The organism is Thermoanaerobacterium sp. CMT5567-10, from assembly GCF_030534315.2.
Classification (GTDB): Bacteria; Bacillota; Thermoanaerobacteria; order Thermoanaerobacterales; family Thermoanaerobacteraceae; genus Thermoanaerobacterium.
Genome location: NZ_CP130558.2, coordinates 1,308,975 through 1,333,122 on the forward strand (window position 1 = coordinate 1,308,975; position 24,148 = coordinate 1,333,122).

Sequence of the window (24,148 nt, forward strand, 5' to 3'; positions counted from 1 at the left end):
TTTCATTCTTATCCCATTCACTTGCCATTTATTAGAAGCATAACTTCTTCTCTTGACCTTTGGTCTGTTTTAAATAAGCCTCGTAAAGCAGATGTAACTGTCTTTGCACCAGGTTTTTTGATACCCCGCATTGTCATGCAAAGGTGCTCTGCTTCAACGACTACAGCAACACCTAAAGGATTTGCAGCTTTTACAATCGTATCAGCAATCTCGCTGGTAAGCCTCTCTTGTAGCTGCGGCTTCTTTGCTAAAATGTCAACTATTCTAGCAAGTTTAGAAAGCCCCAGTATCGTCCCTTTCCTTGGAAGGTACGCTACATGTGCCACACCCATAAATGGCAGTAAATGATGTTCGCACATAGAATACATAGGTATATCTTTCACTATGACTATCTCTTGATGCTCATCTTCTTTAAAGGTCTTTATCACATCCATCACATCTGTATGAAGTCCTGAAAAAATCTCTTCGTACATTCTTGCAACTCTATCAGGTGTCTCTATAAGTCCTTCCCTTTTTGGGTCTTCTCCTATAGCCTCAAGTATATCAAATACAGCCTTTTTTATTTTTTCTTTATCAATCATCGCCATGCTCCTCAAATAGAACTTGTTTTTATACAAATATATCATTTTTTAGATTTGTATACAAGTATTAGTGTTATAAAACTGCTTTCTAAATCATACGAATATTTGTTTGTAAATTAATTTAAAAATAAAAACGGCTCCTGAGAACCGTTTTATGCGTTTGCATTTACAATAATTTATTCATCTTCGTTTTTTAATTCATCCTGTTCCGTCTTTGGCTTCATGGTAGGAAATAGTATGACATCCCTTATAGAATATGCATCAGTCATAAACATAATAAGCCTATCAATACCAATGCCTAATCCACCGGTCGGAGGCATACCAACTTCCAATGCATTTATGAAATCCTCATCCATCATGTGGGCTTCATCATTCCCCGCTTCCCTCTGCTTAAGCTGCTCTATAAACCTCTCCTTTTGGTCAATTGGGTCGTTTAATTCTGAAAATGCGTTTGCAACTTCTCTACCGTATATAAAAGCTTCAAACCTTGATGTAAGAGCAGGATTGTCGTGTTTTCTCTTAGCCAATGGAGATATTTCAACAGGGTAATCTATTATGAATGTAGGCTGAATGAGATGGCTTTCGCAAAGCTCATCAAAGACTAGAGCTATTATATCTCCCTTTTTCATCCCTTCATTGACTTCCAGATGATGTCTTTTGGCAATTTCTATGGCCTCTTCATCTGTCGATACTTTGTCAAAATCGATATCCAGAAATTCTTTTATGGCATCAACCATAGTAAGCCTTCTCCATGGCGGCGTCAGATCTATCTCAGTCCCTTGGTATATTATCTTTTTACTGCCATTCACCTTTTCTGCAACGTAAGCAAATAGATTCTCGGTTATATCCATCATACCATGATAATCGGTATATGCTTCGTACAATTCCAAAAGGGTAAATTCTGGATTATGCCTTATATCCATTCCTTCATTCCTAAATACTCTACCCATCTCGTACACTTTTTCCAGTCCGCCAACGATAAGCCTCTTTAAATGAAGTTCAAGAGCTATCCTCAAGTACATGTCTATATCAAGAGCATTGTGATGTGTAATAAAAGGTCTAGCTGCTGCACCGCCTGCTATGGTATGAAGTATTGGTGTTTCTACTTCTATAAATCCTCTATTGTCTAAAAATTCTCTAATAGCTTTTATAATTGCAGTCCTCTTAATAAAGGTTTCCTTTACGCTTGGATTTATTATAAGGTCCACATACCTTTGCCTGTACCTTAAATCAGGATCTTTAAGCCCATGCCACTTATCAGGAAGCACCTGCAATGACTTTGAAAGAAGCTTAAAATCCTGCACCCTTATAGTCACTTCGCCAGTCTTCGACTTAAATACTTCACCTGTTACACCGATGATATCTCCAATGTCAAGTATTTTAAATATTTCATAATTCTTTTCGCCTAATACATCCATCTTAAAGTAAAGCTGTATTCTTCCGTCTCTGTCTTGTATATCAGCAAATGATGCCTTTCCATGGCCTCTCTTTGACATTATACGCCCTGCGATAGTAACTGTCTTGCCTTCAAAACTATCATAGTCATTCTTTATTTCTGATGTCATGTTAGTTCTATCAAATTTGTCAATGCCATAAGGCTCTATCCCTAAGCTCCTAAGCTCGTCCAACTTATTTCTTCTTATCTTAAGAAGTTCATTGAGATTTTCACCGTTATTTACATCATTCGTATTCGCCATAATACTCCTCCAATTTTATTTGTGTATTTCTAGCACTTTGAGTTTTATTATACCTGCCGGCACTTCTACACTGACTGTATCTCCCACTTTTTTACCTAAAAGTGCCTTACCTATAGGTGATTCATCAGATATCTTGTTGTTCATAGGATCTGCTTCAGTAGAACCTACTATTGTATATTCTGTTTCTTCTTTAAAATCCTCATCATAAACTTTTACAGTGCAGCCTACGCTTACTTTGTCGATAGCGATATCCTCTTCATCGATGACTTGAGCATTTCTAAGCATGGCCTCTATTGTAGCTATTCTTCCTTCAATAAATGCTTGCTCATTTTTTGCTTCATCGTACTCAGAATTTTCACTTAGATCTCCAAATGCACGGGCTTGCTTTATTTTTTCTGCAACTTCAGGTCTTTTTACGGACTTCAGATAGTCTAACTCCTCTTCTAATTTTTTTAAACCATCATAAGTTAAAATCACTTGCTTACCCATATTGCCAATCTCCTTTATAACAATTTTGTATTTTATTCTATGTTTAAGCCGTATCATTTATGATAATATTAATACACAAGCACTGCTTTATGCAGTGCTTGTGTCTATATTTTCATGTGGAATATTATAAAACAGTTTACAAATAAAGTCAAGTACTATACAGTGCTAAATCTATTTCCTTTTAATCGCCTTGCAGCATTCTTTCTGACATTTTCTATAGTTTCCTCTGATACAGCTCTTTCAAAGCTTCTAAATCCTCCCAATTTAAAACCATGCTTTTTAGCCAATTTTGAAATTGTATCTACCTGTTCAACAGTCAAGTCTCTCCCTAATGAATAGTTTTCTATTCTACCTTCCATTGCAAGTATCATAGTCTCTGCCATACAGGCATAGCTAGTCTTTGGCGGAAATCCAAAATTGAAGTGGAAGTCCACATCTCCAGGTACCTCTACAACACCACCTTCAATAACTAAGACGTCATCTCTTGCATCAGCAACTTCTTTTGATACATCTCTAGGCCTTGCCACATCACAGACGACAGCACCAGGCTTTAAGTATTCAGGTCTTATGACGGTATCAACAGCACTTGTAACTGTCACAACTATGTCTGCTGTCTTTAATGCGTCTTTAACGTCAGATGTGACTCTTGCAGCCATACCTGTCTTTTCTAAAAGATATTTGCTGAAATCCTCCAACTTTTGCTTATTTCTCGCCACCAACGTCATGTACTTGGCTTCTCTGGAAAGTATCTCAGCACATACTTTCCCTATAGAACCTGTAGCACCTATGACCACGACCTCTGAATCCCTTATATCCTTTCCCATAAGTTCAGCAGCTTTTTTTGTGCCTTCTATTGCTGTAGCAATTGTGTAGCTGTTGCCTGTCGTTACAGCAATATTAAGGTTTTTTGCGACTGTAATTCCCGCATCACCAACAACAGACGTCAAAGCACCTAACCCTACAATTTCAGCTCCTAAATTTTCTGCTATCTTACCTGCTTTTATAATTTTTTTCATGACGTAGTCTTCAGGAAGGCTCATCATTTGATTAGAAATAAGCGGTACTGCCACAAAATAACCTTCTGTCTCAGCGTACTTGCTTTTTACACCTGTTATCTCTGATACTTTAAGAGGCGGCAGCATTTTTGTAAATCCCTCTACAAACTTTCTAGGCAATTTGTTCATAATTTTAAATTTTCTGCTGACATCTTCATATTCAATTGGATGTATTATAAAAGCGAACTTGTGCACGTTAATCATCCTTTCAACAAAATATTTACTTTTCCACGGAGGCTTTTTCACCGTTTAAATATTCTACTCTTGGCTCAAAGCCAATCCTATCAAGAAGCATGTTGTAATCCTCTGGTTTCATTTCAGACGGGCTTTTACCAGATAGGGATACAAGTACAGCCTCCATTACATTTGTGCCAAAGGACCTTCCATTGAGATTTGGTGTAGTTGTAATAAGAAGTTTAACACCTCTATCTTTAAGCATCTTTACATCATCTTTTGTTACCGTATTTGTTACTATTATTTTATCTTTTAAATCCTCAGGCATGTACTTTTTAACAAATAAATAGTCGCCAGCTATTATGTCAGCTCCTTTATAGAATTTTTCATATTTTCTGCTGTCTATCGAGAGTTGCTTATCGCCAGTTGGATACAACATCTCAAACGGCATTTTGACTATTATAGGGGCTATAATCGCTGCTAAACCGTAAAGAAGTTTTAGAGAATGAAGCGGGATTGACAAACCTAAAGCAAATATAATATCTCCAAGAGTCAAGTCAGCACCGTATTCATGAAATGTCTGTGTCATGCCAAACCTATCCATAGCACTTACTATGAGGACTTTTTTACCTCTTATGTCAACAATGTTTTTGTCATGTATGTATTTTATTACCCTCCTCTCAAGTGTATTCTTAAGGCCAGAGCCGTCTACAATAGGTGATTTTTTAGCAGCATTTTTAAGCGGAACTGCATCTTTTATGACATATCTTCTCTCACCAGCATATAGATAAAGGTCTATTCCACCCATGCCGAATGCATCAACTTTTCCATCCAGTTCTTTTATAAGCTCTATTGCTTTCTTCATATCCCCGTCTGTACCGATTCTTTCGATTATAAATTTTTCTCCCAATATCTCGGTCTCAACTTTATTATTTCTAGTAGAAGAACCTATACTTACACTGACTACTCTTTTCACTGAATCATCTCCTTAAGGTATTTAAAATGTCTGAAATCAGCTCTGGCTTTACGTAGACATCCTCTGTAAGAGGTGAATGCCCAATGTTGACGCATATCACTTCTTTGTCAAATATGGCTTCCATCAAATTTGTCCTTTTATCAGAGCCGAGGAATATTATCGTATCATAAGACTGTACCTTTGCGATTACATCCATAACCATGTTAAATAGTTCTGCACCTGTCATCTTATCTGCAATTCCAAGACGCTCTTTTTCAGATAAAAGCAAAATAAAGTCGATCCCGTAGTCTTTTAACAGTTTTTCAATTTCATTCTTATTTTTAATTGGAAATCCTATTACTGCAATGTTACCGCCTTTTCTCACCTCACCTATATATTCAAGCCGTGATATAAAACTCCTGTCTACTTTGAATTTTGATGCTGTCTCCTGCTGCGAAAAGCCATTTACTCTCATTTCAATCATTTTATCTATTGTATTGTGCAACTTTTTAGTGTTTATAATCTTCTCGCCGATCTTTACAAAATCCATATTAACCATCCTTTATGTGCACAATTTGTGCTCATACTAATTATAATTCTACTACTTACTGGCATATATTTCAAGATGATTTTAAGATAAATGAAGAAAAGTCTTCATTTACCCCATATTTTTTCTATTGGCTTTATAAGCATTTCAATTATCTTATTCGTTGCAGTGATTTTTACATCAAAAGCTACAAGCAAATTAAGTGTGTATCCGATTGCAACAAGTATAAAAAATACTACAACTTCTTTTATTTTTTTCTTCTTTATAAGCCCAGGTACTTCAATGAATATTATTATTAAAAATATAATCGTAACTCCTAATGCATTTAACATAATTAACCCTCTCATTACCTCGGTTGAATAGGCTTTGATGTAAGTCCTGACCTCTTTAGGGAAGCTTTTACGCTTACATTAATTTTTACATTTGGATAAATTTCATTCCATCTATCCTTTATCTTCTCCCACACTTTAGGATATTTTTCTTGAAGTTTCTGTCCAAATCCTATGGAGTCAACTTTATACTTCTTTTGTATTGCATTTAGTGCATCTTCAATTTCGCTTTTGACTTTCTGCTCCTGTAGGTCTTCAAGGCTTTTTATCATCTTAAGCTCTGTAAGATTGTACATAGCATCTTGCTCAGTCATATTTGATTCAAAATTGATTTTTACATCGAAAGAAACATCATCACCGTTAACTTTCGGTATAATGCTGGACTTTGCTTTTATGACTGTAAATGTAATATGTGTTTTATCACCTTTAGGTCCTTTATCGATGACAAGTGATGTATTCTTAATGAAGTTATCCATCCACATTATTCCTTTCGTCTGCTCTTCTGATAAAAATCCAATCATCTTGTCGTTTTTAAATGCAGCAGCACCTACAAACCTTGCATGCTGTGGTTTACCATCCTTTTTTACAATTTCCAGCCTTCCAACTATAGGCTGCACTTCCTCTGTCTCAAGTGTCTCAACAAAATGGTTTACGTCACAGACATAACCTGACGATGTATTTCTCTGATTTTGAATCATACCTAAAATTTCCTTATATGGGTACTTCTCAACGTTTTTTGACAACTTCATAAGGTCATCAAGTGTACCACCTGTAACAACCACCAAATACGATGTCCTCCTAAACTCAGGATTCCTCGTGATGAAATCCAGCATACTGTATATGCCAGATCTTGCAAGGTTTTCCCCTATAAAAATTATTTCATTGTGCTGAAGAAAAAGCGTCCTTGAAAGCTCTGTATTAAAATTTGCAAACGCTTTTGCAAAATCAACTCCTCTAGAGCTATATACTTCATATGGTTTTCCTGCTGCAGCACCTCCTCCACCGCCTCCTGAACTTGTTGCTAAATTGGCTGGCTTCAAAACTTGGACAGTAATGTTGCACATTTTATCTTTATCTATATCCATGCCTATACCCTGTACAAATGAAAGCTCGTTTATCTCTCTCTTATCCCAACATCCTGTAAGAAGCAGCGACAATATTATTAACAATGACAAAACTTTTTTCATAAAAAATGCCTCCCCAAAAATTTGAGGTTAGTGATTAACTTCTTGAATAATTTTGCCTCTTGACATTTTTGCCTGCTACTTTATGAGGTCTAAATATCTTTGCCCACCATGGTATCCTTATAAATACATCATTAAGTTCTCTTGTATTGCTAGGTGCAAACGGTGAAAGATAAGGCACACCAAAGGATTCCAATGATGCTAAATGTGCCAATATCATCATAAGTGCCATAATAATGCCAAAAAAGCCAAGTGTACCTCCCACAATCAGCATGGCAAATCTCAAAAGTCTAAAAGTTATTGCTATATTAAATGCAGGTATTGAAAATGATGCTATACCTGTCAGTGCCACAACGATTACCGTTGCAGCTGATACTAATCCTGCCTGAACTGCCGCTTGACCAATGACAAGAGCTCCTACTATACTTACAGCTTGACCTACCTGCATCGGAAGCCTTATTCCTGCTTCTCTCAATATTTCAAAGAAAAACTCCATTAGGAAAGCCTCCATAAGGGTCGTAAACGGTACTCCTTCCCTTTGTGCAGCAATAGAAATCGCAAGAGGAGACGGTATCATCTCTTGATGGTACGTCACAGCGGCTACGTAAATCGATGGCAGAGTAAGAGACATAAGCATCGCTGCAAGTCTGAGAATCCTGAACAGCGTCGATATATAATACCTCTCGTAGTAGTCCTCTGCTGACTGAAAAAATTGAACGAAAATTGTTGGAACTACAAGGACCTCAGGAGAACCATCTGATATGATAGCTACTCTACCCTCCAGCAATTCCGCTGCAATTTTATCAGGCCGCTCTGAATGCTCTATCTGAGGAAATGGTGAAAACGGATTGTCCTCTATCATCTCTTCTAGATATCCGCTGTCAATAATTCCATCAATATCTATTTTGTTAAGTCTCTTTTTCACCTCTTCTACAACTTCGTCTTTTGCCACATCTTTAATGTATGCTATTGCAACGTCTGTCTTTGTATACTTCCCAATTTTTAAACTTTCTATTACGAAATTCGGATTTTTTATCCTTCTTCTAAGCATTGAAGTATTAACTCTAAGTGTCTCTACAAACGCCTCTTTGGGCCCTCTTACAACAGCCTCTGTCGTTGATTCAGCAATACTCCTTTGTTCCCATCCTTTAGTGCTTATTACGATAGATTTATCGACACCATCAACAAAAACAGGCGTATCGCCGTCTAAAATCCTTTCTACGACATTCCCAAACTTCTCCTCTTCTTTTATGTCTGCTGTAGTTATGAAGTAATTTAAAAGGGACTCGTAGACGCTTTTTTTGCTTAAATAATTACCGTCTAATTTTCTGCTTTCCAGTGTGATAGGCTCCATTATATTGTTGTTTATAAGTGCCTTATCCACAAGCCCGTCGACACACACCAAAAAGCCTTTTACCTTTTTTTCTCCTATCCTGAATTCCCTGAAAATCACATCGCCACTTTGCTTTAATAGCGTCTTTAATACTTCTAAATTTTTGTCTATATCATCGTATAAATTCATGTCTTTATAATTTTCTATTAAAAAAGTTCTATCCATAAAACCATCTCCAAATTTATTATTCCAAAAACTTATGTGGAATATAATAAATGATTAAAACAAATAATATTTTATATAAAGTTATAAAGGAGTAGAATATGTTCAGAAATTTATTGAGTTTTGAAGCAACAACAGAAAAAAAAATCTCCCCTAAGCAATTCATATACTTGATAGTATCAGTCGTATTGTCTACAGCCACAATATTCTTGCCGTCTATTGTTGCATCAAAAGCTGAACAAGATTCATGGATATCGGTAATATTAGCCGCAGGATTCAGCATGCCTGTATTCTGCCTTTACTATGGCATATCCAATATGTTTAAATACAAAACTGTATTCTCTTTTTTGGAAGACATATTCGGTAAAATTCTGGGGAAAATAATCGCATTTTTCTATCTTCTATTTTTTATTCATTTAACCGCAATAGTAATTAGGGAACTTTATGAAATCATGCGAAGCGCATTTATGCCTAAAACACCGCCTATAGTATTTTCATTCGTATTGATGATTGTCGCTTCATACGCCATTACAAAGGGGTTTATTGCAATTGCCAGAATGAATGAAGTTGTATTTCCTTTGGGCATGGGGCTTTTAGGATTTGTCATTTTTTTCTCAATGCCATATATAAAAATGGAGAACTTCCTTCCTGTATTGGCAAATGGGTTTTTGCCTCCCATAAAGGGATCTTTTCCATTAACTTCATGGATGCTGGAAAGTGTAATAATATTAGCTATATTCCCACACATCTCTGATAGCAAAAAAGTCTTAAAGAGCGGCATTATCTCCCTGATTTTTATTTCTTTCGCGCTTTTACTTGGTGTACTGGCCATAGGCATTTTTGGCTCTAAGACTACTGCCGATTTTAAATTTACTGCACTGGAAATGACTCGTACTATAAGACTTAGCAGTTACTTTGCTAGACTTGATTCAATGATAATGGCTGTATGGATAGAAGGAATATTTATGAAAATAACAATATTTTTGTATATAATTGTAAAAGGATTTTCTGATATATTTAATTTCGATGATTATAGATTTGATGTGCTTCCAATTGCATCAATAATGGTTCCTATGTCTATATTTATATCTACAAATATAGATGAATTATACAATTTCTTAAAAGATAAATTCTTTTACGAGACGGTGATTTTCGAGGTCATTTTGCCTTTATTTATATTTCTTGTTGCAAAAATAAGAAAGCTGGACAAAAAAACAAATGTCCAGCAAAAAAAGTAATCACACTTTTTCTATGTTTCGCTCGTATATTATTCTCAGTCCTTCCAAAGTCAGCATATCATTTATAGTATCTATAACTTTTGATTCTTGTGCAATTAGTTTTGCAAGACCACCTGTTGCGACGACATAGGCGTTCTCAGCAAATTCCTTTTTCATCTTGTTTGCTATATAATCAACCATGCCAGCATGGCCGTAAATTAAGCCTGACTGCATACTTTCAACAGTATTTTTACATATGACTTTTTTAGGTTTTATAAGCTCTATCTTAGGAAGTTTCGCTGTTCTTTGAAACAGTGCATCTGCCGATATGATTAATCCTGGTGCAATGGCCCCACCTAAATACTCACAGTTCTTTGATACAGCACAAAATGTTGTCGCTGTGCCAAAGTCAATAATTATGACAGGGCCACCATACAATTCATACGCTGCAACAGCATTTACAATCCTATCTGCACCAACTTCTTTTGGATTATCGTATTTTATGTTTATTCCTGTCTTTATGCCGGGACCTACTATTATAGGATATACATTGAAATATTTTATAGTCATTGCTTCAAGTGTGTGCATTATAGGAGGCACCACAGATGATATTATAGCTGCATTTATATCGCTTAAATGCATATTTCTGTACTCGATAAGCTGTTTTATCAATATTCCATATTCATCTGACGTCTTTGTCTTGTCTGTGGCGATTCTAAATGAATATAAAAGCTTCTTTCCGTCGTACACACCCAATACAATGTTCGTATTTCCTACATCAAAGACAAGCAGCATTCAAATACATTCCTTTCATTTTATTGTTAAAGCAGGCAATACGCCTGCTTTTTTACTTGATATATTTTTTTACAGATTTAACTATGACCGTAGTCAAAATCACTGCTATAATGACTTCAAATATCGTATTTTTAAGTACAATCAACAATGCAGCTTGTATAGTTAAGTATTTCTTAATGACAGCTAACCCCAATACACCAACTGTATTTGTAAGAGTACCTGCAATAGCTGCAATGCCTGCGCTTTTTGAAATTTTATAAACGTAATATGCCACAATGCCTATTAAAAGTCTTGGCAATATAGCGATTATTGGGTCAGCAAAGAGTGGAGTATTTTGCCTTATAAAGCTTGATATACCAAAAATAAGTCATATAAAAGTCCCCACGTAAGGCCCTTCCAATATAGAACCTATTATCGTAGGTATATGCATTGTAGTGGCATTGGCTATCCCTAAAGGTATATATCCCAGCGGCGTTGTAGCCATTACTATAGATATAGCCGATAGCATGCCAGCAACAGTAATCTGCCTTACAGTTAATTTTGATGTCACATCTTCCACCTCCAATCCAGTTCCATTCAGGATACCGGTCGAAATATTTTAAATAAATTACAGTCCAGCTTGTAAGATGCTGGCAAAATAATTCTACCAAAATAACGCATACATATCAAGTTGATAATTTAATAAATCATTTAAGAGACATAAGAATATCACCTGTATTAACAGAAGCACCTTTTGAAACATTTATCGATGCTACGACACCGTTATAAGGTGATGTAATCTCATTTTCCATCTTCATTGCTTCGAGTATAATCAAAACATCGCCTCTTTTTACAGTCTGACCTAAGCTTACTTTTATGTCCAATATTGTGCCAGGCATAGGTGCATTTACAGTAGCAGCACCATCAAGCACTTCCTGCGTATTCTTAATCTGTGTGTGATTGGGAGAAGGTGTATTCTCATTTTTTATAACGCTTTCTTCTACACTTTTCTTATCATATGAAATATCACTTTTGACCTCTTCTACTTCTACATCGTATTTCTTGCCATTAACGGTAACTATAAATTTTTTCATTTTGTGTATCCTCCTTGCTTACTTCATCTGACTATAAAGGCCAGCTTTACGCCATTCAGGAATATCGGAACTGACTCTTTTTATTATTTTAATACGGAATTTTGAAGCAGAATTGCCAAATGCCGCAAAAATCGCAGCCTCTATAGCAGCAACTATCTCTTCATTTATCTCATCCATATTTTCACTTCCCATTCCAACAATATATAATAAATTTAAACCGGAAAATTTCCATGTTTTTTGTTGGGCCTCGACTCTCTTTTGCTCATAAGCATGTCAAAGGCAGAAATGAGGCGAGGCCTGGTTTCACTAGGCAGTATTACATCATCTACATAACCTCTTGCTGCAGCCCTGTAGGGGTTTGCAAAATTTTCTCTGTATTCTTTTATCTTCTCATTTCTTGCAGCAACTGGATCATCAGACAATTTTATCTCATTTTTAAATACTATGTTGGCTGCTCCGTCAGGTCCCATTACTGCAATTTCGGCAGTAGGCCATGCCAGTACAATATCAGCACCCAAGTCTTTACTGCACATAGCAAGATATGCTCCACCGTATGCCTTTCTGACTATAAGAGTTACTTTCGGCACTGTCGCTTCAGAATACGCATAAAGCATCTTAGCTCCATGCCTTATGATGCCGCCGTACTCTTGGTTTGTGCCAGGCAAAAACCCCGGAACATCCACTATATTTAATAATGGTATGTTGAAAGCATCGCAAAATCTTATAAACCTTGACGCCTTATCAGATGCATTTATGTCTAGACATCCAGCCAAAACTTTAGGCTGATTTGCTATTATGCCGATTGTCCTTCCATTAAGCCTTGCAAATGCTGTTATAATGTTTTGCGCATACATAGACTGTGACTCTAAATATATACCGTCATCTACAATTTCTGAAATAATTTCTTTCATATCATACGGCTTGTTAGGATTGTCAGGAATTATTTCCATAAGCCTATCGGACAGTCTGTTTATATCATCATTTATCATATACTGCGGAGGATCCTCCAGATTATTTGACGGCAGATAGCTTAAAAGCTTTCTAACCATTTCTAAACATTCTTCGTCATTTTCAGCTCTAAAATGAGCTACACCGCTTTTTGTGCTGTGAGTAATAGAACCGCCAAGCTCCTCAGCAGACACATCTTCACCGGTTACAGCCTTTATAACCTGCGGTCCCGTTATAAACATCTGACTAGTCTTATCCACCATAAATATGAAATCTGTCAAAGCAGGTGAGTAAACAGCTCCACCAGCGCTGGGCCCCATAATTACAGATATCTGCGGTATAACGCCAGATGCCAGTGTATTTCTAAAAAATATATTTCCATACCCCGATAAGGCATCGACGCCTTCTTGTATCCTGGCCCCGCCAGAATCATTTAAACCAATAAGTGGTGCTCCCATCTTTACTGCCATATCCATGATTTTCGTGATTTTCTTTGCATGATATTCACCTAACGACCCTCCAAGGACTGTAAAGTCCTGTGCATACACGTAAACAAGCCTTCCATCTATTGTACCATACCCTGTCACAACACCTTCACCAGGTATCCTCTGCTTTTCCATTCCAAAGTCAATACATCTATGTTCGACAAATGCATCTATCTCCACAAAACTATCTTCATCCAAAAGTTTTTCTATTCTTTCCCTTGCAGTAAGCTTTCCCTTTTGGTGTTGCTTCTCTATTTTTTCTGCACCACCGCCTTCTACAATCATCTCTCTTCTTCTAAGAAGGTCTTCAACTCTGTCATCCATCGACATCTATTTACCTCCTTTGTATATTACTAACTTCTAATATATCATATTATGACCTAATAATAAATATCCATTTTGTAAATTTAGATAAAAAGTATGAAAAAATATTTAAAAGCGGATAAAAGAAATTTTCTTTTAAATCCGCTTAATTTTTGCTTGTCAATTAAATCTTAAAAGCCTATAGATTTATATATATATTAATTTAGCAAAGGTTCAATCTTCTCAGATATCTCTTTTATAACTATATCCAGTTCAAAATATCCCTTTTGCATCTTTAATTTTGACAAAAGCTTTAAATATTGTTTTAAAGTCCCCATTATTACTACCTGAGACTTTTCAATGCTCATATTTATACAGCCTCTCTCTACAGCCGCTTCACCGCCTAATGCAAGCATCTCCTGTTTTATAATGTTTGCTGCTGCCGGATGAACATCTTTTAGCTTTATGACGCAAAATACCGCCTTTGAAGCCATTATTGCTACAGATACATCTTCAATATTCAGCTTCTTCAGCTCATTTTTAGCTTCGCTTAGATTATCAATTTTCAGGATTTCGCTTTTCATATTAAAATAAACCGGTTATTTTACCCTCCTCATCGATATCCATCTTCTCTGCTGCAGGTGATTTTGGAAGTCCAGGCATTGTCAAAATATCACCAGTCATGACTACGATAAATCCAGCTCCAGCAGAAATGTTTAATCTTTTTACAGTAATGTTAAATCCCTTAGGCCTACCTAAAAGCTTTGGATCGTCAGACAAGGAATATTGAGTCTTGGCTATGCACACAGGAAGATGGCTAAGTCCCAATTTTTCTATATTTTTGAGGTCTTTAACAGCTTCTTTTGTGAATTCCACATCATCTGCACCGTATATTTCTTTTGCGATTGTCTTTATCTTATCTTTTATAGGCATGTCAAGTTCATAGAGAGGCTTAAAATCGGACTCTCTTTCACAGGCGTCAATTACCTTTTCTGCAAGCTCAATACCACCTTCGCCGCCTTTTCCCCATACATCTGCTAATGCCACATCTACGCCTAAATCGCCACAATATCTTTTTACAAACTGGATTTCCCTGTCTGTATCATGCATAAACTTGTTAATAGCAACAACTACTGGTATTCCATATTTCTGCACATTTTCTATCTGTTTTGCAAGGTTCTCTATGCCTTTTTCTAGTGCATCCATGTTTTCGGTTGCAAGCTCTTCCTTTTTAAGACCACCGTGCATCTTAAGAGCCCTTATAGTTGCCACGACGACAGCAGCACTGGGTTTTAATCTTCCATATCTGCATTTAATATCAAAAAACTTTTCTGCTCCTAAGTCTGCACCAAATCCAGCTTCCGTCACAAGATAATCTGCAAGTTTTAAACCATATCTTGTTGCTATTATGCTATTGCATCCGTGGGCAATGTTAGCAAACGGACCTCCATGTATAAATGCAGGCACATTTTCTAGTGTCTGTACCAAATTTGGCTTTATAGCATCTTTTAACAAAAGCGCCATAGCACCATCAGCTTTCAAATCCTTTGCTGTAACAGGATTTCCGTCTTTGTCGTACCCAATTATTATCTTGCCTAATCTTTCTTTTAAATCCTTGAAATCTGTAGCGAGACACAAAATAGCCATAATTTCAGATGCAACAGTTATTATAAAGCCATCCTGTCTTGGGAAACCATTTGTCTTACCTCCAAGCCCTACCACGATCTCCCGCAGTGCTCTATCGTTCATGTCAATAGCTCTTTTCCATGTTATGCGCCTTACATCAATGTTAAGCTCATTGCCTTGATGTATATGATTGTCAATCATAGCAGATAACAGATTATGCGCTGATCCTATAGCATGCATGTCGCCTGTAAAATGGAGATTTATATCTTCCATCGGAACAACTTGCGAATACCCGCCACCAGCAGCACCGCCTTTTATTCCCATACATGGACCTAAGGACGGTTCCCTCAAGGCTATAGCAACTTTCTTTTTAAGGTGGTTTAAAGCTTGTCCTAGCCCTACAGTAACAGTGGATTTGCCCTCACCTGCTGGTGTAGGATTAATTGAAGTAACCAAAATTAGTTTTCCATCTTTTTTGTCCCTCACTTTGTCCCATAATTTATGTGATATTTTTGCCTTGTAATTTCCATAAAATTCCAGATAATCTTTTTCTATCCCTATCTTCTCACCTATGTCAGCTATATGCATCATTTTAGCTTCTTGTGCGATTTCAATGTCTGTTTTCAAACGAATACCCCCAGTCACTATTTTTTAAGCTCTAAGTAAATATTCACAATCGTTCCAACGCCTTTTTTGCTCAAAATCTTTAAATCACCACCGTATTTACTTAAAATATTTTTGCAAATAGACAACCCCAATCCTGTACCGTCCTTTTTCGTTGTAAAAAGTGGCATCGCGACTTTTTTCAAATTTTCTCTATCTATTCCACAGCCGTTATCTGCTATCTTTATTATAACCTTATTTTTATAAGAATTAAATCTCGTTGTCAAACATATTTTGCCGCCAATTCCTATGGCTTGAAACGAATTTTGAAAAACGTTCAAAAGAATTTGCTTTAATTGATTGTTGTCTATTTTTACCACAGGTACTTCATTTAGTTTTTTTATTATTTCTATTTGTCTCTGTCTAGCCTCCGCTTCTATTAACACCATGTATTTCTCTATTAAATCATTCAAATCAGTTTCATCTTCATCTGAGCTGTTTCTCATAACGCCTAAATAGCTCATAACCAAATCTATTATCCTATCCGACTCGCTGATTATCGTATCAAAATACGCAGGATCACTTTTATCTTTTAGTTGCATAAGCTGTAAAAAACCTTTTATAGACGTAATAGAATTTTTTATTTCGTGAATAAGAGATACTGCAAGTGCTCCCATCAAATTGAATTTTTCGCTTTTTTCTATAATCTCTCCAAATCTCAGTTTCTCTGTCACATCTTTTATAACCAAGCAAAAAAACTTGTCATCGTACGTGTCAGCCACCTCTATCGACAAAAATCGGCCACTGCTCTTTATATTGTACACCACAATTTTTTTACTCATTATTTCATCAAATTCTATGCTTTCATCTAATGACTTTAATAATTTCACTATGTCCTTGTGAAAAATTTTTTTATAGTCTACATTCATAAGATTACAGGCAGCTTTATTTACGTACTCTATATGCTTTCTCTTATCAATTAAGATAATTCCTGTGTCAACCATGTCAATAATCCTAAATCTGTTGTACAGCAAATCCAAATAAGCATTTATATCGCCCACAGAATTAAACTCACTTCTTACAAAATTAAGTGTTGAAATTATGCAAATCCTACAGCCATCATCCGAATCTAAAAAATTATCCACCATTTTAAATCTCAATGTAAATCCATACCTGGAATTTAGAGTAATATCATAAATATTTTCTTCAACTTTTTTAGCATCATTAAGAAAGAAATTTTTAAAAAAGAAATCATAATTTTCACCTATATCATCATGATTAAATCCTAACAGTCTTAAAAGAACGTTGTTAATATAAATTATTTCCCCTTCAAAATTTTTAAGCATAATAAATTTATGTGATACGTCAACCAAGTCAAAAATCCATTTATATTTTAAGCTTTCCGATAGCCTTACCACATCATCCATGATAATTCCTCTTTTCTTTGGTAAAAATTTAATTATCTACTGATGTAACATTTACCAATTATATATTTTGACACATACGATAAAAATCCTTCTTAATTTTGGCAAACTTTCTCATCATCTATTAAAAATTTATAAATTTGGGAAGTGCGATATATCTTAAAAATCAACTTGTCAAGACAAAATGATCCACCTCTGATGTTGAATATTGTAAGAAAAAATGTGGATATACTTATATATTCGGCAAGAATATTTTCCCATTTACGAATTAATAAAAGTTAATGTCTTTCTCTTTAAAATAGTGCGTAAAATAATAAAGCCTTATGCCTTTATCGAAGGACATAAGACTTTACTTAATATTACCAGACTTTAATATAATTATCTCCTTTTTTCAAAAGCGTAATCGGACCTATCGGGCTATTCCCCGATTTTTTTGTGTCTAAATAGTCAGTATCTAATACCAATTCTTTGCCGTCAGGGCTCTCAAACTCAGCGTCAACAATACGCACTCTTTCCAATGTCTTTGTTGAATGTATATCACCTACAATTTCTCCAAATTCATCTGGCAATTGACACGAAAGATAAACCTCATCCCCTTTATCAATAATGGTAAGCTTTGGATCAAATTCCTTGTCAACCAGCTTGTCCTTCTCTCTTTCAAATGGTTCTGCCCCATTGAAGTATGCATTTTTATTGATGTATACAGGTTGCTCCACCCGCTCAAATTCTCCTAAGTCTCCAGGTACTGCATTAACTTTTTCAATATACTCTTCCAAAGACGTAGTATAGTTTTTATAATGGGAAGTGCCAACATTTTCTACTCCGTCTTTTCCGATGAAAATGTTGTTGTAGAACCGATCATCTCCTCCATATACAAATGCAAATCCTGCAACTTTAGTGCTATGTGGAAGGTGATATTGAGTTGAACGGTTTAACACTTTTTTCTGATTCATCTTGCCTACAATTAAATTGTTTATATACGCTCCACCTTGAGACATATTATCGATAGCGTATTCGGAAGCCAATATATTGTGGTCAACAACGTACGGGCCATGACTTACTTCAACAAATATATCCCTGTTATTATTGTAAAACAGGTTTTTACTTACCCTTGTCCCCTGTGCTTCCCAATCTAGCCATAATCCTAATGAACAATCGTGAATGCGGTTATGGTGAATCTGAACATCTATAGCCGCATGTAGCTTAATTCCCGCTATTTCATGCCCGTAGAATTCTCGCTTCAATGCGATGTTGTAAATATGATTATTATAGATTTCACTAAAGACACATCCTAAATGCCCAACAATCGCATTTTGCCCGCAATCGTAGATTGTATTGTTCCTTATGATATGTGAGCCTATCTTTTCTTTAGACCAACCATTCCGCTCTGCATTAAAGACAGCTTCTAATTGATACTGATATCCAGGCTTATCCTTGCGTATAGAACGATAATTGTTGCCTGTTGTGACTTCTTTCCCGATACTTATTGCACTGCACTTTGCGTCGTGTATGATATTGTCCTCGATTATCCACCCTTTGCTCCAATTTGGACCTATAAGCCCCGGCTGGTCGGCTGTTGGAGGTGCCCATGGTGTTGCCGCATGTGCCATCTCGAAGCCCTTGACTGTAATATAGTCTATGCCTGTTTCGACAGGATAGAAACACGACCTCCTGACATTTATCTCCACAAATTCTTCATTTGGATCGGCACCTTGAAAATTGGCATAAATCGTAGTCTTTTCCGGGTCTACTTCAGCATACCAAACGTACTTCGTCTGTTCTACATTGTGAACAGGTACAATCTTCTGCGTCCAGTGATCAAGGACTTCTGCCCTAACTTGTGGATTAAAAAGAGCTTCATAGCTTGTAACTTCATAAAAAGACATGCCGTTTAAGTACACATCCCCAAGGTGCTTTTTCTCATCAACTGTAAGCAGCCAGTCTCCAAAAATTTCTTCTTTATACGGGTTAAACTCCCCAAAAAATGAATTTGGCAACTGGCATTTCCACACGTTTCCTTCAACACGCTGCCAGCTTTGAATCCGCTCAGAGCCTTTTATTACTACTTTTTCACCTTCTGCCGCCTTGTATGTAATCCTTCTTTTGTCGCTTAGCCCTTTATATTTTGGTTTTACCCATTCCCGGTACACTCCTTCATGGACTATAATTGTGTCTCCTGCCATAGCAACAGATGCAGCCTTATTTATAGTCAGAAACGGATCTTTAATTGTTCCCTTCCCTTCATCTGAGCCAGTTTTCGCTACATGATATTCCACTTTTAAACCTCCTCTGTAAATGATTAATCTTATTTTAAAAAATACGTATTGTAATTTCTATGCAAAAAGTAGTATACTTTAAGACAATATTAGTGTTTTTTTTTTGGAGGAAAGCTTATGGTCTTTTTTCAAAAACATGGCGTAAATGAAAAGAATCTTTTCCGATTTTTTTCACTGAAAAATTATCAATTTCCATATCATTTTCACAGAGCATACGAACTGATATACTTAAATGATGGGCATTTATCTGTGTCAATAGGCAAAAAAGAATACGTATTGAAAAAAAATGATTTGGCTTTTATCTTTTCAAATCAGATGCATGAATTTAAGACGATTGAACACTCTGATATCACAATCATTCTATTTTCTCCCGAACTTATCGGGGATTTTTATATGAATTATAAAGGCATGATTCCCGACGACAACATATTGCATTTAGATGATCTTATAGATTTTAGCCAGTTTAATTCCATTTACGGCAAAAAAAGCTTTCTATATTCGCTGTGCGACAAATTAGTAAATCAAAAATCATTCATTCCCGTTAAACAATCAACACAGACAAAAGTACTCTACAAGATACTGCTTTTTATTGAGCAGAATTATTCAAATGACTGTACATTAAAGAGCGTTGCAGAACAGCTAAATTACGATTATCCATATTTATCAAAACTATTTGTTCAGCAAATGGATATGACTTTTACAGAATATCTAAATAGCTACCGAATCTCACAGGCATGTTATATGCTAAGAAACAGCAATCTTTCTATCAGCGAAATCGCATTTAATTGTGGATATAACAATTTGCGGACATTCCACAGAAATTTCAGGAAGATGACAAATATGTCTCCAAAAGAATATCAAGAACTAGACTGACTGCTTAATATATACCATCAGTAGCAAATCTTAAACGTCATAAAAAGTTTTAAAACTATTTTATGTACTAAAAAAGACATACAAAGTAAATTGTATGTCTTATAAGTCACGCTTCATCGCTTTGATTCGTTTTATCTACATTTTCACCATTAAAATACTTTTCAAATTCTTCTGCATTTAACTTTTCTTTAGTCATCAAAGCCTGTGCAATTCTATGAAGCTTATCTATATTTTCTTTCAACAGTGTCTCAGCCTTGTTGTAGCATTCATCGATGATTCTCTTCATCTCTTTGTCAATATCATACTGAACTTCTTCACTGTAATTCCTCGTCCTACCTAAATCTCTACCAATAAATATTTCATCATTGTCAGTGCCAAAAGTCATAGGTCCCAACTTTTCGCTCATACCGTACTCTGTAACCATCTTTCTCGCTATATTTGTAGCTCTTTCTATGTCATTCTGAGCACCTGTAGATATGTCATTCAGCACTAAGCTTTCTGCTACACGTCCTCCCAACAGATGAACAATCTCATCCATCATCTCAGATTTTGACATATAGTACTTGTCTTCCTCAGGCAGCAGCATCGTGTAGCCGCCTGCCCTTCCTCTTGGAATGATTGTCACTTCGTGGACAGGAGGTGTATTTGGAAGAAGTTTTGCTACTACTGCATGACCTGCTTCATGATACGATACAAGCTTTTTGTCTCTTTCTGATATTACCCTGCTTCTCTTTTCAGGACCTGCTATAACTCTCGTAATAGCCTCTTCCAGCTCTACCATGGTAATCTGCTTCATACCTTTTCTGGCAGTCAGAAGCGCAGCCTCATTTAAAAGATTTTCTATGTCAGCACCTGTAAATCCAGGCGTCCTTCTAGCCAAAACTTTCAGCGAAACATCAGGCGCAAGAGGCTTATTTCTAGAATGTACTTTTAGGATCTCCTCTCTTCCCTTAATGTCTGGAACGCCTACCGTCACATGCCTGTCAAATCTGCCAGGCCTTAAAAGAGCAGGATCAAGGATATCTGGCCTATTTGTAGCAGCTATCACAATGATGCCTTCATTTACACTAAAACCATCCATCTCAACCAGTAATTGGTTTAAAGTCTGTTCTCTTTCATCATGTCCACCGCCTAATCCTGCGCCTCTATGCCGACCAACAGCATCAATTTCATCTATAAAAATTATACAAGGAGAATTTTTCTTAGCCTGGTCAAAAAGATCCCTTACTCTTGATGCACCAACACCTACAAACATCTCTACAAAATCAGAACCACTTATGCTAAAAAACGGCACTCCTGCTTCGCCTGCAACAGCCTTAGCAAGCAAAGTCTTACCAGTTCCAGGAGGTCCTACTAAGAGGACGCCTTTAGGTATACGAGCTCCCAAATCTAAAAATTTCTTTGGAAACTTTAAAAATTCCACTATCTCCTGTAGCTCTTCCTTCTCTTCATCTGCACCTGCTACGTCATTAAACGTAACTCTCTTTTTGTCATCTGTTATCATCTTAGCACGGCTTTTGCCAAAAGACATGACTCTGTTACCGCCACCGCCCTGTGCTTGCTGCATGAATACATACCACAGCACTACCAGCACAGCCACCATAAATAACGTTGGCAAAAGTGAATACCACCATGGGGCACCCTGAGGAGGCTCACTTTTTACAGGAATCTTTTTCTCTTCTATATACGGTGTCAAAAAATTCATAAAAGATGTAATATCTGGTACATTGCTGCTAAACTCAGTACCATCTTTTAAAGTACCTGTCACGGTTGTCCCTGATATTGTCATCTCAGAAACATTATTTTTAATAATCTGGCTGTAAAGATCTGTAACATTAATCGCCGTAGGTTGTTTTATATTATCAGTATACAATTGTACCATTGCATATAATGCGATAATTATCAGTATCCATATAACGATACCTCTGATCGTTTTATTCAAATATGGCCCTCCCTTCAAAGCCGTATCACTTAATTTATAATATCATATACCATATAAAAAAACAAATTTTAGCTGTACATTTCAGGTTTTAAAACGCCTATAAAAGGAAGGTTTCTGTACTTTTCATCAAAGTCCAACCCGTAACCTACAACAAACTTATCAGGTATCTTAAATCCCACATAGTCAACTTTTACTGATGCTTCTCTTCTTTCTGGTTTGTCTAGTATTGTGCATATTTTTAAGCTTTTTGGCTTTCTTCCAAGCAAAGTTTCTCTCAAGTAAGATAGAGTCAATCCACTATCAATTATGTCTTCCACAATTAGTACGTCTTTGCCTTCTATGCTTATATCAAGGTCTTTAATTATCTTTACTATTCCTGATGAATGAGTTGAGCTTCCATAGCTTGAAACAGCCATAAAGTCAAGTGATAAAGGCAAGTCAATACACCTTGATAAATCAGCCATAAACATTATAGCACCCTTTAAAACTCCTACAAGCATTAAATTTTTCCCTTCGTAGTCCTTTGTAATCTGCCTACCCAGCTCTTTTATCTTTTCCTTAAGCTCCTCTTCTGTGATTAAAATCTCATCAATATCTTTTGCTAGATTTTCCATTAAATTTCCTCCTTATTTCGTTTAATATATTGTATAGATAATATCTTTTTCGTACCTTCATTAACTTTGTATTTGTCGGACATTCTGTATCCTACGATCCACAAAACGCTGCTACCAATAGTTAACAATGGTATCTTATCCCGCATCTCCCTTGGTATTTTTTCATCGATAAAATACTCCTTAAGCGTCTTTGTGCCCTTCATGTTTAAGGGTGAGATGTAATCTCCAATTCTCCTATACCTTACTGTTATATCCCCATCAAGCAAATCCATATCAAATAATTTGTGGTATTTGCCTAAATTAAGTTTTTCTACCGATTCTCTATCTATTATCTCCGCCTTATATGTACCTAAACATCCCCCATCCGTTATACCGGGAATATTGAGCTGTACTTCTATCGGACTATTTTTTTCATTAAATGTTTTTTTTCTGAATATAAGATTATTATAACTTTTTATAACTTCAATTTCAAAGGGTAAATCAATTTTTGACGATGTCTGCTTATCCATAAGGTTTAGCACATCTTCCACATGCTTAAATGTAAGCTCATTTGTATCGCCTCTTATGACCTTATAAGCCATCCTAATAAGTCTTTTTTTCAGAGAATCATGTAACTTTTTTATTTCACAGATGTCTAACATCACACTTTCCTTATTAAAGATCGAAATTTTTTTAAATATTTTTTCACATTCTTCATTCAAGTAATCTTCATCATCTAAAACTATCTGTGATGTTCTATATAAATTTTCAACTATGTCTATGTCAAAGTTTTCTTCAATAAATGGTATCAATTTTAGCCTTATTCGGTTTCTTCTATACACATCTTCTTTATTTGTAGCATCTATTACATATTCAAGATCTTTAGATGTCAAGTAGTCAAGTATTTCATCTCTTGTTGTCCTTATAAGCGGCCTTATGATGCAGCCATTCACTGGCTTTATGCCTACAAGTCCTGCTGTACCAGCACCTCTTAAGATGTTTAAAAGAATTGTTTCTGCTACATCATTTTTATTGTGTGCAATGGCGATCTTGTTTCCACCAACTTTTTTAAGCACTTCGTTGAAAGCATTGTATCTTATCTCTCTTCCAGCAGCCTCCTCTGACAATCCCTTTTCTTTAGCGTATTTTCTAACATCTTTTTTAAATAAAAAAAATGGGACATCAATCCCTTTGCAGACTTTCTCCACAAACAGCGCATCACTATCTGCATCAGCTCCCCTTAGCATGTGATTGACATGAACTGCGTAAAGCTTAAGCTCATGCTTTCCTTTCAACTCTAAAAGCAAATTCAGGAGGCAAACAGAATCAGGCCCACCAGATAAACCTATTACAATTTTGTCACCTTTTTCGATCATTTTGTATTCTTTTATCGTCTTTTCAAAACTATCTATCATACATATCCC

General features: G+C 36.0%; 22 protein-coding genes and 1 pseudogene. 2 read left to right on the forward strand and 21 right to left on the reverse strand.

Annotated elements, in window-relative coordinates; all coding sequences use genetic code 11:
• Positions 1-17: 17 nt before the first annotated feature.
• The 9 genes from folE to Q2T46_RS06920 form a co-directional block, all read right to left on the reverse strand.
• Entirely contained in the window at positions 18-581 is a 564-nt protein-coding gene (gene folE, locus Q2T46_RS06880; protein WP_132774272.1) for a GTP cyclohydrolase I FolE, read from the reverse strand.
• 176 nt (positions 582-757) lie between these two features.
• Complete coding sequence (lysS, locus tag Q2T46_RS06885) at positions 758-2,278, reverse strand: lysine--tRNA ligase (RefSeq protein WP_303263671.1); 1,521 nt, start codon at positions 2,276-2,278, stop codon at positions 758-760.
• A gap of 15 nt (positions 2,279-2,293) precedes the next feature.
• On the reverse strand, positions 2,294-2,767 hold the full coding sequence (greA, locus tag Q2T46_RS06890; protein ID WP_303263669.1) for a transcription elongation factor GreA: 474 nt from the start codon (positions 2,765-2,767) through the stop codon (positions 2,294-2,296).
• A gap of 155 nt (positions 2,768-2,922) precedes the next feature.
• Complete coding sequence (locus Q2T46_RS06895; RefSeq protein ID WP_209453878.1) at positions 2,923-4,017, reverse strand: NAD(P)H-binding protein; 1,095 nt, start codon at positions 4,015-4,017, stop codon at positions 2,923-2,925.
• Positions 4,018-4,042: 25 nt separating this feature from the next.
• Positions 4,043-4,972, reverse strand: a complete 930-nt coding sequence (locus Q2T46_RS06900; RefSeq protein ID WP_303263667.1) for a quinate 5-dehydrogenase — start codon at positions 4,970-4,972, stop codon at positions 4,043-4,045.
• A 4-nt stretch (positions 4,973-4,976) separates the two neighbouring features.
• Complete coding sequence (locus Q2T46_RS06905; RefSeq protein ID WP_303263666.1) at positions 4,977-5,501, reverse strand: transcriptional regulator; 525 nt, start codon at positions 5,499-5,501, stop codon at positions 4,977-4,979.
• A 104-nt stretch (positions 5,502-5,605) separates the two neighbouring features.
• On the reverse strand, positions 5,606-5,830 hold the full coding sequence (locus Q2T46_RS06910; RefSeq protein WP_303263664.1) for a hypothetical protein: 225 nt from the start codon (positions 5,828-5,830) through the stop codon (positions 5,606-5,608).
• A 14-nt stretch (positions 5,831-5,844) separates the two neighbouring features.
• Positions 5,845-7,014: a Ger(x)C family spore germination protein gene (locus Q2T46_RS06915; RefSeq protein WP_303263663.1), complete on the reverse strand. Its 1,170-nt coding sequence runs from the start codon at positions 7,012-7,014 to the stop codon at positions 5,845-5,847.
• Between the two features lie 34 nt (positions 7,015-7,048).
• A complete protein-coding gene (locus tag Q2T46_RS06920; protein WP_303263661.1) occupies positions 7,049-8,569 on the reverse strand; it encodes a spore germination protein in 1,521 nt (506 codons plus the stop codon).
• A 98-nt stretch (positions 8,570-8,667) separates the two neighbouring features.
• Here Q2T46_RS06920 and Q2T46_RS06925 point away from each other — a divergent pair, with 98 nt between their 5' ends.
• Entirely contained in the window at positions 8,668-9,804 is a 1,137-nt protein-coding gene (locus Q2T46_RS06925) for an endospore germination permease (protein ID WP_303263660.1), read from the forward strand.
• Here Q2T46_RS06925 and Q2T46_RS06930 read toward each other — a convergent pair whose 3' ends face one another.
• The 9 genes and pseudogenes from Q2T46_RS06930 to Q2T46_RS06970 all read right to left on the reverse strand — a co-directional run bounded on the left by Q2T46_RS06930 (position 9,805) and on the right by Q2T46_RS06970 (position 19,316).
• Complete coding sequence (locus Q2T46_RS06930; RefSeq protein ID WP_303263659.1) at positions 9,805-10,578, reverse strand: type III pantothenate kinase; 774 nt, start codon at positions 10,576-10,578, stop codon at positions 9,805-9,807. It abuts the gene before it with no gap.
• Between the two features lie 52 nt (positions 10,579-10,630).
• A pseudogene (locus tag Q2T46_RS06935) lies at positions 10,631-11,128 on the reverse strand (ECF transporter S component).
• Positions 11,129-11,264: 136 nt separating this feature from the next.
• Complete coding sequence (locus tag Q2T46_RS06940; RefSeq protein ID WP_303263657.1) at positions 11,265-11,651, reverse strand: biotin/lipoyl-containing protein; 387 nt, start codon at positions 11,649-11,651, stop codon at positions 11,265-11,267.
• 18 nt (positions 11,652-11,669) lie between these two features.
• A complete protein-coding gene (locus Q2T46_RS06945; RefSeq protein ID WP_311062377.1) occupies positions 11,670-11,843 on the reverse strand; it encodes a hypothetical protein in 174 nt (57 codons plus the stop codon).
• Between the two features lie 20 nt (positions 11,844-11,863).
• Complete coding sequence (locus Q2T46_RS06950) at positions 11,864-13,414, reverse strand: acyl-CoA carboxylase subunit beta (RefSeq protein ID WP_303263655.1); 1,551 nt, start codon at positions 13,412-13,414, stop codon at positions 11,864-11,866.
• 191 nt (positions 13,415-13,605) lie between these two features.
• On the reverse strand, positions 13,606-13,971 hold the full coding sequence (locus tag Q2T46_RS06955) for a hypothetical protein (RefSeq protein WP_209453866.1): 366 nt from the start codon (positions 13,969-13,971) through the stop codon (positions 13,606-13,608).
• A gap of 1 nt (position 13,972) precedes the next feature.
• The gene (locus Q2T46_RS06960) at positions 13,973-15,640 is read right to left on the reverse strand and encodes a formate--tetrahydrofolate ligase (RefSeq protein WP_303263654.1); all 1,668 of its coding nucleotides are present in this window, start codon (positions 15,638-15,640) and stop codon (positions 13,973-13,975) included.
• Between the two features lie 17 nt (positions 15,641-15,657).
• Positions 15,658-17,043 (reverse strand): ATP-binding protein, encoded by a 1,386-nt coding sequence (locus tag Q2T46_RS06965; protein ID WP_303263653.1) that lies wholly within the window; start codon positions 17,041-17,043, stop codon positions 15,658-15,660.
• A 356-nt stretch (positions 17,044-17,399) separates the two neighbouring features.
• On the reverse strand, positions 17,400-19,316 hold the full coding sequence (locus Q2T46_RS06970; RefSeq protein ID WP_303263652.1) for a right-handed parallel beta-helix repeat-containing protein: 1,917 nt from the start codon (positions 19,314-19,316) through the stop codon (positions 17,400-17,402).
• A 117-nt stretch (positions 19,317-19,433) separates the two neighbouring features.
• Here Q2T46_RS06970 and Q2T46_RS06975 point away from each other — a divergent pair, with 117 nt between their 5' ends.
• Complete coding sequence (locus Q2T46_RS06975) at positions 19,434-20,189, forward strand: AraC family transcriptional regulator (RefSeq protein WP_303263650.1); 756 nt, start codon at positions 19,434-19,436, stop codon at positions 20,187-20,189.
• Between the two features lie 106 nt (positions 20,190-20,295).
• Here Q2T46_RS06975 and ftsH read toward each other — a convergent pair whose 3' ends face one another.
• The 3 genes from ftsH to tilS all read right to left on the reverse strand — a co-directional run bounded on the left by ftsH (position 20,296) and on the right by tilS (position 24,139).
• On the reverse strand, positions 20,296-22,131 hold the full coding sequence (gene ftsH / locus Q2T46_RS06980) for an ATP-dependent zinc metalloprotease FtsH (RefSeq protein ID WP_303263648.1): 1,836 nt from the start codon (positions 22,129-22,131) through the stop codon (positions 20,296-20,298).
• 68 nt (positions 22,132-22,199) lie between these two features.
• Positions 22,200-22,745 (reverse strand): hypoxanthine phosphoribosyltransferase, encoded by a 546-nt coding sequence (hpt, locus tag Q2T46_RS06985; RefSeq protein WP_303263647.1) that lies wholly within the window; start codon positions 22,743-22,745, stop codon positions 22,200-22,202.
• On the reverse strand, positions 22,745-24,139 hold the full coding sequence (gene tilS / locus Q2T46_RS06990) for a tRNA lysidine(34) synthetase TilS (RefSeq protein WP_303263646.1): 1,395 nt from the start codon (positions 24,137-24,139) through the stop codon (positions 22,745-22,747). Before tilS ends, hpt begins: the two co-directional genes overlap by 1 nt.
• Positions 24,140-24,148 lie beyond the last annotated feature (9 nt).